The 16,934-nt window shown below is 43.7% G+C and carries 13 protein-coding genes; 1 reads left to right on the top strand and 12 read right to left on the bottom strand.

Going from position 1 to position 16,934, the window contains the following annotated elements:
• Window position 1: 1 nt before the first annotated feature.
• The 12 genes from proQ to V7R55_RS15180 all read right to left on the bottom strand — a co-directional run bounded on the left by proQ (window position 2) and on the right by V7R55_RS15180 (window position 12,423).
• Window positions 2-670, bottom strand: a complete 669-nt coding sequence (gene proQ, locus V7R55_RS15235) for an RNA chaperone ProQ (protein ID WP_334060147.1) — start codon at window positions 668-670, stop codon at window positions 2-4.
• A gap of 16 nt (window positions 671-686) precedes the next feature.
• Window positions 687-977 (bottom strand): hypothetical protein, encoded by a 291-nt coding sequence (locus tag V7R55_RS15230; protein ID WP_334060146.1) that lies wholly within the window; start codon window positions 975-977, stop codon window positions 687-689.
• A gap of 2 nt (window positions 978-979) precedes the next feature.
• Window positions 980-1,435: a GAF domain-containing protein gene (locus V7R55_RS15225; RefSeq protein ID WP_334060145.1), complete on the bottom strand. Its 456-nt coding sequence runs from the start codon at window positions 1,433-1,435 to the stop codon at window positions 980-982.
• Between the two features lie 12 nt (window positions 1,436-1,447).
• Window positions 1,448-2,164 (bottom strand): SIMPL domain-containing protein, encoded by a 717-nt coding sequence (locus tag V7R55_RS15220; protein WP_334060144.1) that lies wholly within the window; start codon window positions 2,162-2,164, stop codon window positions 1,448-1,450.
• A 313-nt stretch (window positions 2,165-2,477) separates the two neighbouring features.
• Window positions 2,478-3,599 carry a pyridoxal-phosphate-dependent aminotransferase family protein gene (locus V7R55_RS15215; RefSeq protein WP_334060143.1) on the bottom strand — a complete coding sequence of 374 codons (1,122 nt, stop codon included), beginning with the start codon at window positions 3,597-3,599 and terminating at the stop codon, window positions 2,478-2,480.
• Between the two features lie 513 nt (window positions 3,600-4,112).
• Window positions 4,113-4,640, bottom strand: coding sequence for a gamma carbonic anhydrase family protein (locus V7R55_RS15210; protein WP_334060142.1), 528 nt, complete (start codon window positions 4,638-4,640; stop codon window positions 4,113-4,115).
• 11 nt (window positions 4,641-4,651) lie between these two features.
• On the bottom strand, window positions 4,652-5,512 hold the full coding sequence (gene tesB, locus V7R55_RS15205) for an acyl-CoA thioesterase II (RefSeq protein ID WP_334060141.1): 861 nt from the start codon (window positions 5,510-5,512) through the stop codon (window positions 4,652-4,654).
• Window positions 5,505-7,382, bottom strand: a complete 1,878-nt coding sequence (locus V7R55_RS15200; protein ID WP_334060140.1) for a protein kinase domain-containing protein — start codon at window positions 7,380-7,382, stop codon at window positions 5,505-5,507. The genes tesB and V7R55_RS15200 overlap by 8 nt, the downstream gene beginning before the upstream one ends.
• Before the next feature lie 98 nt (window positions 7,383-7,480).
• A complete protein-coding gene (locus V7R55_RS15195; protein WP_334060139.1) occupies window positions 7,481-8,398 on the bottom strand; it encodes a 23S rRNA (adenine(2030)-N(6))-methyltransferase RlmJ in 918 nt (305 codons plus the stop codon).
• A 143-nt stretch (window positions 8,399-8,541) separates the two neighbouring features.
• Window positions 8,542-10,242, bottom strand: coding sequence for a dihydrolipoyllysine-residue acetyltransferase (locus tag V7R55_RS15190; protein WP_334060138.1), 1,701 nt, complete (start codon window positions 10,240-10,242; stop codon window positions 8,542-8,544).
• Between the two features lie 16 nt (window positions 10,243-10,258).
• Window positions 10,259-11,236: an alpha-ketoacid dehydrogenase subunit beta gene (locus V7R55_RS15185; protein ID WP_334060137.1), complete on the bottom strand. Its 978-nt coding sequence runs from the start codon at window positions 11,234-11,236 to the stop codon at window positions 10,259-10,261.
• A complete protein-coding gene (locus V7R55_RS15180; protein WP_334060136.1) occupies window positions 11,236-12,423 on the bottom strand; it encodes a thiamine pyrophosphate-dependent dehydrogenase E1 component subunit alpha in 1,188 nt (395 codons plus the stop codon). Before V7R55_RS15180 ends, V7R55_RS15185 begins: the two co-directional genes overlap by 1 nt.
• A gap of 517 nt (window positions 12,424-12,940) precedes the next feature.
• Between V7R55_RS15180 and V7R55_RS15175 the strand changes: the two genes are divergently transcribed.
• Window positions 12,941-16,909, top strand: coding sequence for a S8 family serine peptidase (locus V7R55_RS15175; protein WP_334060135.1), 3,969 nt, complete (start codon window positions 12,941-12,943; stop codon window positions 16,907-16,909).
• Window positions 16,910-16,934: the final 25 nt, after the last annotated feature.

The raw sequence follows: 16,934 nt of genomic DNA, 5'->3' as shown, positions 1-16,934 counted from the left end.
TTTACGACCTCTTGGAGCGTGCCAAACGTAAAGCGTCTGCGTTTACTTTAACTACCATGCCTGAGTCTAATTGAACGTGAATGCCATCTTTAGCAACTTCGGTAATTACCGCAGGCATAGGTGCTTTACCTAACTTAACGGTAACTTGCGTGCCTTGCTGTAAATCGCTGTCGGTCAATTTCGCAGGTGGTGTATTGTTTGGTCTGTTATTTTTCGGTTTAGTTCCGCGCTTAGCATCAGCATGGTCCGAATTTGCAGATTTTTCACCTTTTGGACGATTAAATTGACGTTTGTCTTTGCGCTTGGGCTGCTGTGCAAGCTTGGCTTTGCGCTTTTCAGCGGCTTTCGCTTTGCTCTCTTCTAACTGCTGTTGCGCATGTTCAGCGTGTTCTTTTTCAATTGCATCGCCTTCAACGCCGTCTAAATCCACACGATTTGCACCCTCTTTGATGCTATAAAGATAGCGCCAGCTGTTGGTGTAATGACGTAGTGTAGAACGAAGCAGCGTTTTACTTACGCGTTCGTCTTCTTCTAAACGGGTGGCAAGATCTTGAAAAATACCGATCTTAAGTGGGCGGGCCTCGCCTTCAATGCTAAAACATTTCGGAAAGGTCTCTGCAAGGAAAGCTATCACTTCCTTACTGTTAGTAAACTTCTCTGGTGATTCCATTAACTTTCTAAATTATTCAAGAGATTTCATCGTTACATGCATCATCCCAAGTTGCCAGCGTGTGGTCAACCCAATCAAGCAATTCGTCGTCATCTATTTCTAATAAATGCTTATCTTGTTGCCAAGATTCCCATGCATAGTGCAAAATTTGCTCTAAACGCTGTGTTTCAATATCTTCTTCCGCATTGTCATAAACCGCATGAAGGATAAAGTTTAAACGCTCAGATGCCTCATCTGGGTCATCGTGAAAGTCTTCCATATCCTCAAATGTGGATAAAACAACGTGTATATCGACACTGGATTTCATAATTATTTCTGCGAATCCATGAGAATTTGAGCAATTTCGACGAGCCCTTTTTCGTCTTCTTCGCTAAAACGTTCAAACACAGGGCTATCGATATCAAGCACACCTATAAGCTCATCATTGATTATAAGTGGAACAACAACCTCAGAGTTAGACGCGGCATCACAAGCAATGTGCCCTTCAAATTGATGAACATCTGCGATGCGCTGGACCGTTCTTGTACTGGCACTTGTACCGCAAACGCCTTTTCCTAACGGTATGCGAATACAAGCGGGCTGACCTTGGAATGGCCCAAGTACCAATTGTTCTTCTTTGAAAAGATAAAAGCCCGCCCAATTTACCTCTTTGAGGTTATTAAAAAGCAGCGCACTGATGTTGGCCATATTGGCAATGAGATCATGCTCACCAGAAACCAAGCTTTTCGCTTGGGCAATTAACTGGCTGTACTGTTGTTCTTTCAAACGAATTTCCTGCTATTGAACAATATTAAAAGACACATTAATCCGCGCTTCTATCCGCTCCTGACCAGGCAGAGACATAGACATGTCTTTGGCAAAAGCTTCAGCACGCATTACTGGAATCGGCATATTGCCACCAGATTCTGAGATTGCAACTACTTCACCTAATTCCACGTCTAATTCTTTTGCCAACAAGTGTGCGCGCTGCTTTGCATCTTTAACTGCAGCAATCAACGCTTTTTGGTAAGCATCTGCTTCACCAATAGTAATAAAGTTGAATTGTTGAACTCGGTCAACACCGCGTTTTAGCACGCCATCTAGCACCTTGTCGTAGGTTCCAAGGTCTTTTGAAGTAACCGTTATATCTCTTGAAAGGATAAAACCTTGTTGTTCTCGCCCTTGCGGCGTATTGGTATAGCGTGGTTGTAGGCGAACCTGCATACTTTGAATATGCTTTTCTTCTATACCTTGATTAAGCAAAAACTTAACAACAGAGCGTAGATCCGCATCTAGCTGTGTATTAAGTTTACCTACTGTTTCACCCTGCTCTTCTACAACTAGTTTCACTGAATAAGCATTGGGTGTTACTTCTACGGCACCTACGCCTTGTACATTCATCACTCCATCTTGAGCTGCTTGAGCGGAGAAAATTGGAGTGGACCATGCGATTGCTGCTGAAGCCCAAAGGGCTCTCTTCAACATATTTGATTTAATACGCGTCAACAATTTCATATTGATTCCTTTTCAGATGGCATTTTAGAAACTATGCGTGGAGGATAAAGGTCCATAGCTGAATAATTTATGAATGTGGTTATGTTAAAGATACTAGCACTGAACTGCGATCAGAAGAGATACAACTACGCCGAGCAGCTTTATTTGTAAGGCAAGGCCCTTGTGAATAATAGCAAAAGAAGCTATTCACTCAGCTGTTTATAGAAAATAAAGAGTTAAAAGCCAACGCAGTCTGCGATTTGGGACGCTGAGAGTGTTGGCTTATTTATAGATATTAATTCAGACCCCATACTTGGAGTCTGAAGATCCGATGTTATTTAAGCACGCTACGCAGCGCTGCTAGACAGTGGTCTATATTGCGTGGTTTACATGCATAGCCCATTAGCCCAATACGCCATACTTTTCCAGCGTGATCCCCCAGTCCTGCACCAATTTCCAAATTGAAATCTTCTAGCAGTTGTTTACGTGTAGCAGCATCATCTACGCCGTCTGGTATTTTGACAACATTTAGCTGAGGTAAGCGATAAGCACTGTCTACGGTTAACTCTAAACCAAGGTCACTTAAACCTTGTGCGAGTTTGTCGTGTCCTGAAGCATGACGCTTCCACGCACTTTCTAACCCTTCTTCTTTTAAAATTAGAAGCGATTCGTACATTGCATACATGCTGTTAACGGGCGCTGTATGGTGATACGCACGTTTAGCGCCCTGGCCCCAGTAACCGACAATCAAATTCATGTCTAAAAACCAGCTTTGCACTTTTGTTTTTCTGTTTTGAATGACGTGAACTGCTTTGTCACTAAACGAAACTGGCGAAATACCTGGAACGCAACTTAAGCATTTTTGCGAGCCTGAATAAATCGCATCAATACCCCAACCGTCCACGTCTAATTCAATACCGCCTAACGAAGTAACCGCGTCGACAATAGTTAAACAATCGTAATTTTGGGCGAGTTCGCAAAGTACTTTTGCTTCATTACGCACACCCGTTGATGTTTCTGCATGAACAAAGGCTAGAATTTTAATTTCGGGGTTGGTTTTTAGGGCATCTTCAACAGCATTAAGGTCCGTTTGCTCACCCCACGTATTATTTATGGTGATTGCTTCACCACCGCATCGCTCAACATTTTCAACCATGCGGTTACCAAAAACGCCGTTAATGCATACAAGTACTTTATCGCCAGGTTCTACCAGATTAACAAAACACGCTTCCATACCCGCAGATCCAGGGGCAGAAATAGGCATAGTGAGCGCATTTTCGGTTTTAAATGCATATTGTAGTAGCTGCTTAGTTTGGTCCATCAACTCAATGAATAGAGGGTCTAGATGACCCAAAGTTGGGCGGGCCATAGCGTTTAATATTCTTGGGTTAACGTCGGATGGTCCTGGTCCCATTAAGGTACGCTCAGGCGGTATAAAAGTAGAAAACGATTGCATAATCCAACCTTTTTTGTTGTGAGGGCCAATTGTTATAGTAAGTATCATGCCTTCAAAGCATGATTCACAACGTCATACTACAAGTTTAGGGAAACGGAACAAGCGCCTGTGTTCAACATAAACAACATGAATGAAAGTTATGCATTATATCTGTATTTGAATATACGCAGAACGTTTTAATCCGGACATTAAATAGGGAGCATTACTGGATGGAACGATATATTAATGTACTACAAAAATTTTTTACCACATCCGACCAGGAGTTAGTTATTTGAATTTAAAAGGTTTAATTTTATTTTTAATCGGCTAGAGAGCCTGTAAGATAAAATTCACACAATTATTGTTTATATTTTGAGCATATTTAAACTATACTCATTGTCCGTTTAAAACTTTTTATTTAAACTCTCCCTGTAAAAGTTAGCGCACGGCTCAGCAATGAGCCATTCCCCTAGGCCCGGAACGTTTGTTCTGGGCATTTTTTATGGGGAAAGAAAAGTTAAATGGTGAGTAGAATTATAGCTCATCAATCTGTTGCAAAGATGTCATGTAAGTCTTTGCATTGCTGACATAGTGGTCTGCTGATGCCTTCAATTTTGGCTCTACACTTTCATCGAAAGTCCTGATAACTTTGCCTGGTGCCCCCACAACTAAACTGTAGTCTGGAATTTCCATGTTTTCAGTAATGAGTGCATTAGCACCGATAATACAAAACTTTCCAATTTTGGCACCGTTCAGTACAACAGCGTTAATTCCAATTAATGAATAATCGCCAATTTCACAACCGTGCAGCATAACTTTGTGCCCTACGGTTACTCCTTTTCCAAGTACCAAAGGAATTCCAGCGTCGGTATGTAATACGCTGCCATCTTGGACATTTGTATTTTCACCCAAAGTTATTTTATCCATATCTCCACGGATTACGGCGTTGAACCAAACACTGGCTCCCTCTTTAAGTTCCGCATTCCCAATAATATGGGCACCTGGTGCAATAAACGCACTGTCATGAACTTGCGGCGATGTCGAACCTAATTTATAACGCATTCACTTACTCCCTATTCGTCTACTTTTCTCATTAGTCCTTCTTGCATAGTTGAGGCTATTAGTTCGCCACTTTGATTGAATATTTGACCGCGAACCAGGCCTCTAGAGCCACCACTAAAAGGGCTTTCCATTGCGTATAGCATCCATTCATTCATGCTTATTGGGCGATGAAACCACATAGCGTGATCAATCGTCGCTATGCGGAGCGACTTATCAGTTACAGCAACGCCATGAGGTTGTAGTGAGGTGCTCAAAAAATGATAGTCTGATGCATATGCAAGCGCAGCTTGATGCACAGCAAGTTGCGCATCCATGGTATCTCTTGCCTTTAGCCAAATATAACGGGTTGGTTCTCGCTTAGCTGAATGATACGAATTAGCTGCATCAACCGTGCGAATATCTACCGGCTTATGGTAACTCAAAGCTTCTTGCATAGGGCGCGCAATTTTGTTGAAGTTTGCTTCGTAAAACTCTATGTCAGATTGGACTTCTTCAGGACTAGGGACATCGGGCATAGATGGGTTTTGATGCTCCATGCCTTCTTGCGGCACTTGGAAAGATGCCGTCATATAAAAAATGTTTCTGCCATCTTGTATTGCTTTAACCCGACGCGCAGAGAAGCTTCTTCCATCGCGCACTATCTCAACATCGTACACAACAGGTTTCTTAGCATCACCAGGTAAAAGGAAGTAGGTATGAAATGAATGCGCTACTCTGTCTGGTGATACTGTTTCATAGGCTGCTGCTAGTGCTTGCCCCAAAACCTGCCCGCCAAATAAAGCTCTAAAGCCTAGATCCCAGCTTTGACCTCGATAAATGCCAGCTTCTACTGTTTCGAGTTCAAATAGTGATGATAGTTTAATCTCAGACATCTTGTACGTTCTCTTCAATAACTGCTTTCGGGTTTCGCGGATAATATTTCTCAGGCAATTTTGCTTTGTGCTCGAAAAAGCGCGTGTCTTTATAGGGTAACTTCATAAACCCTGAAATGCCTAGCCCTTTTATGTTAGGAATTTGTTGCACTACCTGCGCCAGCAAAGCTTTAAATCGCTCTTCTTGGCTATGGTCGAGCAACGTGTAATAGTTGTGAATCTTCAAATGCTTAGGTAATGCTTCGAATATAATACACCCAGTGTGGTGTATCGTATTTAACTGAACAATAGTTTCAATAGTATCCTGTGGCAGTTTTAGTAATTCATCGGGGTCATCGCCGTCTTCAAAATAGGAATGAGTCCGGCTTTCATCTTTTTGCGCAGAAATACGTGATAACTCATAAGGAATGAAAAGGTCACTGCTAGGTATAAAGGCTTCATCTTCACTGCTGCGCTCAATATGAAGGGTATTTTTTGCGTTGAACATACAGCATTTAAATACCGCAGGTTTATGAATAGCTCTTGCTAAATTAATAACGTTATTTACCGCTAAATCAAAGGCACTTTTGAGGGTTTCATCATACAAATTTAAGCTGGAATCCACATATATTCCCTCAGGCTCCCAACGTACAGCCATACCGCCTACTACCGGATAGCGCCCTAGCCTACTAATGGCTGATACGAATGCTTTTTCAGTATCTCCCATACCCTGCAGGTAGTTTTTGTAGTAGCGATCAAATTGCGCGTCGTCTATGTAGCGCAACTCTTCAACTTCTTTATCATCTAAAGAATCAGATAATAGCGCCTGTTGGCGTAAATAAGACTTCCGCGAACTATAAACAACGGTTTCTATGTCAGCATTAAGAGTATGGGTTAGCCATGTAGGAATTAATGGGGTGTACTGCGCCTTATTGTCTTGTGCGAAAACCATGTTTTTTAGGACATGAAGGTGGTTAAACAAGTAATCCCCTCCTTGTCTTCTTTTCAAAGGATCATCACTAAGCATGTATTCCAAGATGTTAGCGAGCATTTTGGGTAACCCAAGGGATGATGGGGTAATGACTTTACTGCCATAGCGACAAGATTGCCCAGATGCTAGAGCATATAGGGTGCTAGCTAATCCCTGCTCATCAAAGCGAGGGCTAGAAAGTGCGCCGTTTAATTGCTCTTCCCCAATAAAGTAAACATCGCCTAGTCGTGCGTTTGTCTGATGAAGTTCGCCTGACATTAAATCCATCACATTGTTACCCACATACTGCCCATTAATGTCAGTTTGTGCGAATACTGAAGAGCCCCAATCTATTAACCCAATGGATTCATTAGTGGCATCCCAAACAAGATTTGAGGGTTTAATGTCGCCGTGAACAATGGGCTTAATTTCACCATTTTCGCTGTATTGCCTGAAGCTCGATAAAAGTTCACCCACTTGAACGGCTATCTTCACGATTATACGGGGCGATAATGGGCCTGTTTTCAAGCTCACTTTTTCTAAATCTTCGCCAGGCGCTCTGCCCATTACTAGGATTGATTGCTTACGTATCTGTTGATATTCGATAAAACGCGGCACAAACTCGTGGTTAACGTGAGAAAGCATAAAAGATTCCTCTTCTAACCGGTCTTGAACATGCTGGGGTAAGGTTATACGCGAGAACTTAAACACACGTGATTCACCACTTGGTGCATTTCCAGCAAAAGCAAAGCCAAATGCGCCTTTCCCTAAAAGCTCAATGTCGCTATATCCTAACCCTTCTAACTGAGAGATACACAAATTCACCCAGTCTTTTAGTTTTTTAGCATCTGCATGAGATAGCAAATAAATTGACTGTTCGTCTGGTATGTAGAAGTGTTTTAAGCCTTTAAGTTGAGCCATTTATCAGTTTCACAGTTGTATGGTTGTTCTTATAGCGACTAGACGATAATAAGCTTTTAAACAAATCACCTTGCGTTAATTGTTAGGACAAGGCGCTTTTAGCTGTCTTCATTTACCCAAGTAACGTGTGCGGTGGCGTGAAAACCTGCTTCATTAACACCAAGCATTTCAACAACATTTGTTAATGCACTGTCTAGGCCTATATCTAGCTGCCATGGTGGGTTGAGTACAAATACACCTGAACCATACATGCCTGCGTCAGGCGTATTTTCTGCAACACATATTTCGGCTTTAAAGCAGGGGCGTCCAAGTTCGGCGAGCTTATCGCACATTACTTCACTTGCTCCACTCTTAGCGCCGGCCCTTTCTGATAGCAGCGGGTACCACACAACAATTTGCGCCTGCTGCCAACGTTTTAACACCTGGTCGACGCCTTTGACAAGATCAGTGTACTCGTTTGCTCTCTCATAAGGTGGATCGATCAAAATAGCACCGCGATTAGGCTTTGGAGGCGTAAGTGCTCGAAGCCCTTCGTAACCATCTCGCTTGTGTACATGGCTATGTCCGGTTCGAAGGCGTGACACGTTTTTCTCTAATTTTAGGAATTCGCCAGGATGAAGCTCCATCAAATGCAAAGTATCAATGCCACGTTTAGCTCTAGCACTTATTGCAGGCGAGCCTGGATATTGCTGTTGCGCTAAGAAAGGTTCGCATAACGACAGGTAGTCATTAAGTAAACGTGATAGACCTTCCGTACTCTTGTTTTCTGAAGCTTGGTTTTCCGTAGCCGCAGATCCATCACCTTGCCCCAAAAGACGAGAAATCCCCGATTCATACTCTTTGTTTTTCGACGATAGGTCGTCAGTTAAATCGTATGTGCCAGCACCGGCATGCGTGTCAAAAAGTGTAAAGGGCTTATCTTTCTTTTTTAAGGCGTTGATAACACCAATCCAACATAGATGTTTGATGACGTCGGCGTGATTGCCAGCATGAAAGGCGTGTTGATAACTAAGCACAAAACCTCAGTAAAATTTTTATTTGTTTATAGGGAGCTATAATAACGCTATCCCGCGATGAGGTACACAAAACTAAAAAAGGCCAATACGTTAATATTGGCCTCTCTACTATTGTTACAGCACATCAAAATGTAATTGATAGGTCATTTAAGGTGCATTAGCATTTTTTCTGGTTGAGTAAGATAACTCATCCATAAGTTATTAAAACGCACCATAGTTGCACCATCAATGATACGGTGATCACCAGACCAATTAACTGCCATAATATGTTGTGCGCTAACATTACCTTCATCGTCAAAGCGTGGAAGCTTCTGCGTTTTACCTAACGCCACAATAGCGGCTTCCGGCTTGTTAATTACCGGCGTCGCTGTGATACCGCCGATAGCACCAATGTTTGAGATACTGATAGTACCGCCTTTCAAATGCTCGCCGGCTACGCGCCCTGCTCTCGCTTGCTCGATTATGTCTTGCATTTGGCGGGCGATATCCAGAAGTGAAAGGTCTTGTACCCGTTTTATGTTAGGCACTAGAAGCCCAATCTTGGAATCGACCGCAAAACCGATATTGTGATCAGAATAGTAGCTAATCTCGGTGGCATCATCATTGAGCTGGCTGTTGACTACAGGAAACTCGTTAAGTGCCAGTGACATCGCTTTTACGAAAAATGGCATAAAGCTTAATTTAACGTTATTCGCCTCAAACTCAGGCTTAAGCAACTTACGCAATGACATTAGGTTGTCCATCACTAACTCGTCACTTACAGTGAAATGAGGAATTGTGTAGACCGACGCGGACATTTGCTTGGCCATGGCGGCCTGTATACCGCGCACTTTTTCAGTCTTAACGCTGCCTTTAACCACAGTGTTTGCGCTATTCGTATCACTTTTATGTGAAGTGGACTCGGTTGACGAAGCAGATGATGTATCTTGTGCCGACGCACCAACATTTGTTTGTTGTAAATTCATTACGTCAGACTTAAGAATACGCCCTTTTTTACCAGTGCCTTTAACCGAAGAAAGGTCGATATTTTTTTCTCTAGCAATACGTCTTACCGCAGGGCTCGCTAGCACCTTACCTTCAATAGCAATAGGTGGTTCAAACTCACCATCACTGAATTTCGATTGTGTTTTTTCATCTGAGGTTTGTGGTGAAGCATTTGAGGATGGCGTGCTTGTCGCGTTAGATGCATTACCTGAATTGTCAGATGTGCTGTTTGTTACTGAAGAATCGCCCATAACTTCGAGTGCAAACAAGGCACTATGTACTTTAGCGATGTCACCTTGAGCGTAATAAAGTCGATGCACGGTTCCCGCGTTTTTTGCAGGAATTTCAACCACTGCCTTATCGGTCATCACTTCAACAACGGCTTGATCTTCTTCAATTTCATCGCCCTCAGCTACATTCCATTTGACGATTTCACACTCTACGATACCTTCACCGATATCTGGCAGAATAAAGTCCTCTATATGCTTGCCATTTAAAGCTTCCGACGTTGATAAACTTCCAGTGTTTGCCGCTGTTTGTGCAGATCCCTCAGCGTTTTCTTTTACACTGTGTGCATTCGCGTCAGTGCTTGCGTCGCTATTTGCGTTTTCATCGGTAGCATCGTCAGGCGTCATTGAAAATAGTGGCTCATGGACTTTTGCAATATCGCCAACCGCATAATGCAGTTTACTAACAACTCCAGCATGCATGGCTGGAATTTGAACGGTAGCTTTGTCGGTCATTACTTCAGCTACGGGCTGGTCTTCTTCGATGTGTTCACCTTCTGAAACTAACCACTCTAAAAGTTCGCATTCAACAATACCTTCACCAATGTCCGGTAAGATAAACTCAATTGTCATTTCATTGTCTCCCGGCTTAATAATGAAGCGTACGCTTAATAGCTTCGTACGTTTTGGTTTCGTCTGGCATGTATTCTTTTTCGTGAGCCAGTGGATAAGGCGTATCTAGTCCACAAACTCTGGCAATAGGCGCTTCAAGGTATAAGAAACAACGCTCTTGAATACTCGCCGCTATTTCGCTTGCAAAGCCACCTGTTAGCGGAGCTTCATGGTTAATGAGTAAGCGACCTGTTTTCATGACAGATTGCATCACTGTTTCAACATCCCATGGAAGTATGCTCCGTAAATCAAGAATCTCACATGAAACGCCATCTTCAAGGGCCATCTCTGCAGCCTTTTGCAGGATTTCTATCTGTGCGCCCCAGCCAAGAAGCGTAATGTCGCTACCCTCTTGCACAATATCAGCCTTACCCAAAGGCAACTCGTAATCTTCTTCCGGCACATCGGATACAGACGCTCGATAAAGTCGTTTAGGCTCCATAAACAATACGGGGTTTTTATCCCGTATCGACGCGAGTAATAGACCTTTTGCTTGGTAAGGGTCTCGTGGAATAACAATCTTAAGGCCCGGGCAATGGGCAAAGAATGCTTCAGGTGACTGGCTATGGTAATGACCGCCAGCTATTCCACCACCGTACGGTGTACGAATAGTTAAAGTACCTACATCAAACTGTCCACCTGAACGATAACGCCATTTGGCCGTCTCGTTTACGATCTGGTCAAAAGCAGGAAAGATGTAGTCACCAAATTGAATTTCTGCCACAGGAACAGAGCCCTGCGAAGCCAATCCATTTGCAAAGCCAATAATACCTTGCTCAGTGAGTGGCGTGTTAAAGCATCGGGCTTTACCAAATTTTTCTTGAAGGTGACTTGTGGCACGGAATACCCCACCAAAGTGACCCACATCCTCACCAAAGACCATTACTTTCTCATCTTCGGTCATGGCTGTAATGAGTGCATTATTGATTGCTTGTAGTAAGTTCATCTTAGCCATTATTTAACTCTCCCTGCGGTTTTAGGGTACATCTTAGGGTATTTTTTGATGTGGGCTTTTAGTTCGTTTAGCTGTTCTTTGAGGTGCCAAGGCGCTGTGTCGTACACATCTTCTACGATGTCTTCAATAGCGCATATGTCTGTCTTTTCACAGCTTTTCATAGCCGCTAACACGTCTTGTCTCGCTTTATCAACACGCTTTTGGTTTTCTGCTGCATCAAACCACCCTTTGCTCTCTAGCCACTTTTCCATGCGAGCGATAGGGTCTTTTGCTCGCCATTTGTCTTCTTCTTCGCGGGAGCGATAACCTGTTGGATCATCTGATGTAGAGTGTGCTGCTAGGCGATATGTCATAGCTTCAATAAGCACAGGACACTTTTCTTCGATGGCGATTCGACGGGCTTCTTTTGTTGCTGCGTAAATAGCTAAAACATCATTTCCATCTACGCGGATAGTTTTAATGCCATAGCCTAGGCCTCGCGACGCAATACCATCACCGGCAAATTGCTCCTCTGCTGGCGTTGATATGGCATAACCATTATTGCGGCAGAAAAAGATTACTGGGCAGTTCAGAACAGCCGCCATATTTAAGCCTGCATGGAAATCACCTTCTGACGCAGCACCTTCACCGAAGTAGCAAATGGTAACCACGTCTTTACCTGACATTTTCTGTCCATAAGCATAACCTGAAGCCTGAGGGATTTGTGTCCCTAACGGCGACGATATGGTCATGAAGTTGAGGGGCTTATCACCGTAATGAATAGGCATTTGACGACCTTTGTTCGGGTCATCCTTGTTGCTAAACATTTGGTTCATGAATTGATTTGTCGTATAACCACGATATGCGAGTGCGCCTTGTTCGCGATATTGAGACATAATCATGTCATCATCCGACAACGCGGCTGCACTTGCTACTGATGCTGCTTCTTCACCTGTGCTGGCGAGATAGAAACTTATACGCCCTTGACGTTGTGCACCAACCATGCGCTCGTCCAATACACGGATGTAATGCATGGTATTAAAAATTTTTAATGCCTCATCTTTGTCAAGTTCTGGCTCTATCGCTTTATCAATAAGCTGGCCTTCCGCCGACAAGATTTGAAGCATCGGGATATCAACAACCCCTTTCTTAATGATTTCGACCTTGTTTGTTGTTTTTACTTCGGCCAAATGATTTCTATCTTTCACGTTTGTTCCCCTTAAATATGAGGGTTAATAGCGACTTGAAAAGTTTAAAATATGCTAGATGAGAAAGCGCAGGAGTGTCTTTCTTATTCAAAGGTAAATATTCAGATGTATGAGATGAGCATACTCAATTAGCAATATTCGGGAGGATAACTGTCCTAAAGAAGTAAAATGTATGTAAATATTTTGATAACTACGTAGGATAAAAATTTTGCAAGATGCGATGAAATTAACGTAAGACGACAGATCGGCTGCGCTTGTTTATGTAATTTTATTTCAATTATATGCGGATTTTCTGCATTATTTCGGCTAATTATTCTAGCTTTATTTCATAATTAGCCTACATCCAAATGTAACAAAATATGTAAATTGTGTATTTATGAAATACACATTACATAACCCGTAAAATTGTGCTAACAATAAATGTGTCATGGCGATTAATGGTGATTAAAAAGGCAAATGACCTTTAAAGCGTTACATAGATTGTCAGACCCAGGGAACTATTCACACGAGAATAATTATGAAAAAAACAATTATCAGTACGGTAGTTGCAACGGCACTTGCAGGTTCTGCATTTGGCGCGTTCGCACTAACAAATCAAATCTCCGGCCACAGCGTTGAACAACAAAACGCAATCGAGGCCTCATTCGACAAGAAAAACATACTTGCTAATGCTATCCAGGTAAACAGTGATAGTGTTCGTGTAATTATCCAGCTAAACGATGCGCCGATGGCGCAGTTCAGTGGAGTAAACCCTAGTGTTAGCAGCATGGCTGCACACAAGGGACAAAAGGTTAACTTTGAATCTAATGCAGCGAAGGAATATAAATCATTCCTAGAGGCACAACAGCAATCTGTTATTCAATCGATCAAAGCTTTTGACAAGTCTTTTAAAGCAGATCTTTCTTATACTGCAGCATTTAACGGTTTTGCAGGTATCGTTTCTAAAAGTGCATTAGATAAGTTATCTAGCCTTTCAACAGTGAAGGCGGTATATCCTGACGTTATTCATCACGCACAAATGGATGCTAGTCTGGATTTAATCGGTGCAGTTGAGACATGGGAACAATTCGGCGGTAAAGAAAGTGCTGGTGCTGGTGTTAAAGTGGCCATCATCGATAGTGGTATCCGCCCTGAAAACCCACTGTTTAGCGGTGAGAATTTCGAAGCGCCTGCTGCTGATACGCTACCTACTGACGATTACTGTTCAGAAGACCCTGATTTCTGTAACAACAAGCTAATCGTTGCACGTGCAGCCGACATCGTAGAAGGTTTTGCTGTTGTTGAAGAAGAATATGAAAGCCCGCTAGGTTTTAACGGTCACGGTACGCACGTTGCTGGTACTGCCGTTGGTAACTTTGGCGTTATGGCTGAACGTGATGGTGCTGAAGCGGAAATTTCAGGTGTTGCTCCTGCAGCGTATCTTATGGCCTATAAAGGCCTTTATGCCACACCGGCAAACCCTGCGTCTTCTAGCGGTGCTTCTTCAATGTTGCTTTCTATGCTGGAAGCAGCGCTAACAGACGGCGCTGATGTTGTTAATAACTCTTGGGGCGGCGGCGCTGGCGGTAACCCTAACGGTTCTGTATACGAAGACGTACTTGAAGCCATGCACGACGCTGGCGTTGTGACTGTATTTGCAGCCGGTAACGATGGTCCAGGCGAAGGTACAATTGGTTGCCCAGGTTGCTCCGAGGACGTAATCACTGTAGCGGCAACTACAACCGATCGATTGTTTGCTAACGAGTTGACAATTGAAGGTGACACCACGATTGGTACCATTCCTGCGCTTTACTCTGTTGGCAACCCTGACATCGTTTTTGATACCGCTTTAACTGCTCCAGTTGTTTATGCGGGCGAAGTAGATGCGGCAAACGTTGAAGGTTGTGAAGATTTTGCTGAAGGTGCCTTTGATGGGGCTATTGCTCTTATTAGTCGTGGTACGTGCGGATTTGTAACAAAAATTGAAAATGCCGAAGCTGCGGGTGCAGTTGCCGTTGTTATTCACAACGTCGATGGTCGTGGCGAAGCGCCAATCCTAATGGGCGGACTTAGCGCGGATCAAACGGTTCCATCATTCATGGTTCCCGCAACGCCAGGTCAAGAGCTGGCAACGCTAATCTCAGGCTCAGAAGAAGCAGTTAACATCACAATTGGCGCTGAGGTAGTTCGCGTTGTTTCTGAAAGCTTAGCGGACATTATGGCTGACTTTAGCTCACGTGGTCCTAACGGCGACCCTACGTTCCTTAAGCCAAATATCGCCGCGCCAGGTGTAAGAATTTTCTCTGGCGAGTCACCAGATGCCCCTGGGCACGTAGGCGAGAACTTCTCGTTTAAAGGTGGTACGTCAATGGCGTCACCACACGTAGCTGGCGCTGCAGCACTTATCAAGCAGATGCATCCAGATTGGACTGCACAGCAAATTAAGAGCGCGCTTGTAACCTCGTCAATTCGTGACGTGTTAAAAGAAGACGCTGCTACACAAGCTGACAACTTTGATATGGGCGCTGGTCGTCTAGACCTCCCACGTGCAACTAGTGTTGAGCTTACTTACAGCGACCTAAGCCTAGTAGATGGTAACTGTTATTTGAACTGTGAAATGTCTATTACAGTAACGAATACCAGTGACGAAGATGTGACCGTTGATGCAACAGCTATGTTTAACGACCCAGCGATTGTAGCAACCGTTACACCACAAATGGCTACCCTGCCAGCAGGTGCTTCTGCTGAAATCATGGTTGCGGTAGATGTAACGACAGCATCAACGGGTTCATGGTCTTTTGGTGGCATCAACTGGGCTGACACTGACGATACAACAACGGATTATTTCATCCCTGTTGCGATATATCCAATTAGTAGCGATGAGCCGTCTCTATTCGATAGTGACGTAAGCAATCAATTCGCAGCTGAAGGCGAATTAGTTGTTACTGAAGCGTTTGCCACTAACACTGATGTTACGGGCATGATCAGTATTTCTGGTGAAATCGACCACAAATATGATATTAACCCATCAACTATCTCAGCGGTCAAAAACGGCAATCAAGAACCAGTAAGCTATGACGCTGAGTCTGGTACTGTATATTGGGAAGGTGCACTTAACACTGCTTCATTCTCAATGAACGCAGACACTTCAATTGGTGACCTTCTTGAAGGCTTCGGCTTAGGTAGATACGTACCAATGGCTTCAATTGGTGTTTCGCCACTAGTGTGTTCTGGCACGTGTGATGATGCGTCGATTGAGATTAGTTTACCGCGCACGATCACCTACCTAGGCGCTGAGTACACAACCATGCAGATTTCTTCGAATGGTTTTGTGTCACTAGGCACAAGCTCAGGTAACATCACCACTCCGTTTGCTGAAGTGCTACCTAACCTAAGTGAGCCAAATAACGTTGTTGCTCCGTACTGGACTGACTTCGATTTAGCTGGCGGTGGTGCTGGTACAGGTAATATTTATGCGGTAAGCCTAACAACAGGTCACTTCGTTGTTGAGTGGGAAAACGCGCAAATCTGGAACGAAGAAGGTACTAGCTTTAACTTCCAGCTTTGGTTTGAGTACGAGACAGGCAATGTAAACTTTGTTTACGGCCCAATGGACTCACCTGTATACGCCACTGTTGTTGGTGCAGAGAACTCATCTGGTAGCGTTGGTACAACCCTTGCTGCTCTTACAGGGGCTGGCCCTCAAGGCACACTTCCAGTAGAAGGTGACGAGTTCGTATTAACGGCAAATGCGGGTGATGAAGTGACAATCAGCTACGCAGGTACTGTTGTTCCTTCGAGCGAGTATATGGACGATATGCTATCGGTTAACGAAGATGCGTCGGTAACGGCTAACATTCTTGCTAACGAGATGGATAGCACCATTATTAACACCTTTACTATGGAATCGCTATCAGGTGATTTCCGTACCTTTACGCCAATTACTATCGATAAGGCGCCACTTGACCCGTCAACTGTTGAAGTTACTGCTGAAGCAATGAACGGTACAGTAGCGGTTAATGACGATGGAACGGTAACCTACACACCAAATGCAGACTTCTTCGGTGAAGACTCATTTACCTATACCGTACAGGTTGAGGGTACCACTACAGAAGCAGGCGAAGTTGTAGAAGGTGATATCATTGGTGAAGGCACAGTAACCGTAGCAGTTGCTGGCGTTCAAGATGCACCTGTGCTTTCAATCTCTGCGCCATCGAGTGTTGACGAAGGTGAATCATTCACTGTTACTGCATCTGCTACTGATGCGGACGGCGATGACGTTACCATCACTATTGACGGTGTTGAAACTTCGTCATTCACTGGTACAGCACCAAGTCATGAGCAATCAGAGACTGTAACAGTACAAGTGACAGCAACGGACGGTATCGATACAACGACAGAAACCGTGTCTATAGCAGTCAACGATAAGTCTGGTGGTTCTATGGGCTGGATTGCATTACTTCTTGCTCCAGCGGTATACCTACGTAGACGTATGAAACGTTCATAACGTTTGATTAAAAAGAATTAAAAGG

Origin of the sequence: Alteromonas sp. S005, assembly GCF_036864475.1 — a bacterium.
Taxonomy (GTDB): Bacteria; Pseudomonadota; Gammaproteobacteria; order Enterobacterales; family Alteromonadaceae; genus Alteromonas.
The sequence above is the reverse complement of the archived record's forward strand: the minus strand, read 5'-3'. Positions and strand labels throughout refer to the sequence as shown.

Excerpts from the sequence above, each read along its gene's own strand:
- proQ (WP_334060147.1), bottom strand. The coding sequence starts at position 670 with ATGGAATCACCAGAGAAGTTTACTAACAGTAAGGAAGTGATAGCTTTC.
- V7R55_RS15230 (WP_334060146.1), bottom strand. The coding sequence starts at position 977 with ATGAAATCCAGTGTCGATATACACGTTGTTTTATCCACATTTGAGGAT.
- V7R55_RS15220 (WP_334060144.1), bottom strand. The coding sequence starts at position 2,164 with ATGAAATTGTTGACGCGTATTAAATCAAATATGTTGAAGAGAGCCCTT.
- V7R55_RS15215 (WP_334060143.1), bottom strand. The coding sequence starts at position 3,599 with ATGCAATCGTTTTCTACTTTTATACCGCCTGAGCGTACCTTAATGGGA.
- V7R55_RS15210 (WP_334060142.1), bottom strand. The coding sequence starts at position 4,640 with ATGCGTTATAAATTAGGTTCGACATCGCCGCAAGTTCATGACAGTGCG.
- tesB (WP_334060141.1), bottom strand. The coding sequence starts at position 5,512 with ATGTCTGAGATTAAACTATCATCACTATTTGAACTCGAAACAGTAGAA.
- V7R55_RS15200 (WP_334060140.1), bottom strand. The coding sequence starts at position 7,382 with ATGGCTCAACTTAAAGGCTTAAAACACTTCTACATACCAGACGAACAG.
- V7R55_RS15190 (WP_334060138.1), bottom strand. The coding sequence starts at position 10,242 with ATGACAATTGAGTTTATCTTACCGGACATTGGTGAAGGTATTGTTGAA.
- V7R55_RS15185 (WP_334060137.1), bottom strand. The coding sequence starts at position 11,236 with ATGGCTAAGATGAACTTACTACAAGCAATCAATAATGCACTCATTACA.
- V7R55_RS15175 (WP_334060135.1), top strand. The coding sequence starts at position 12,941 with ATGAAAAAAACAATTATCAGTACGGTAGTTGCAACGGCACTTGCAGGT.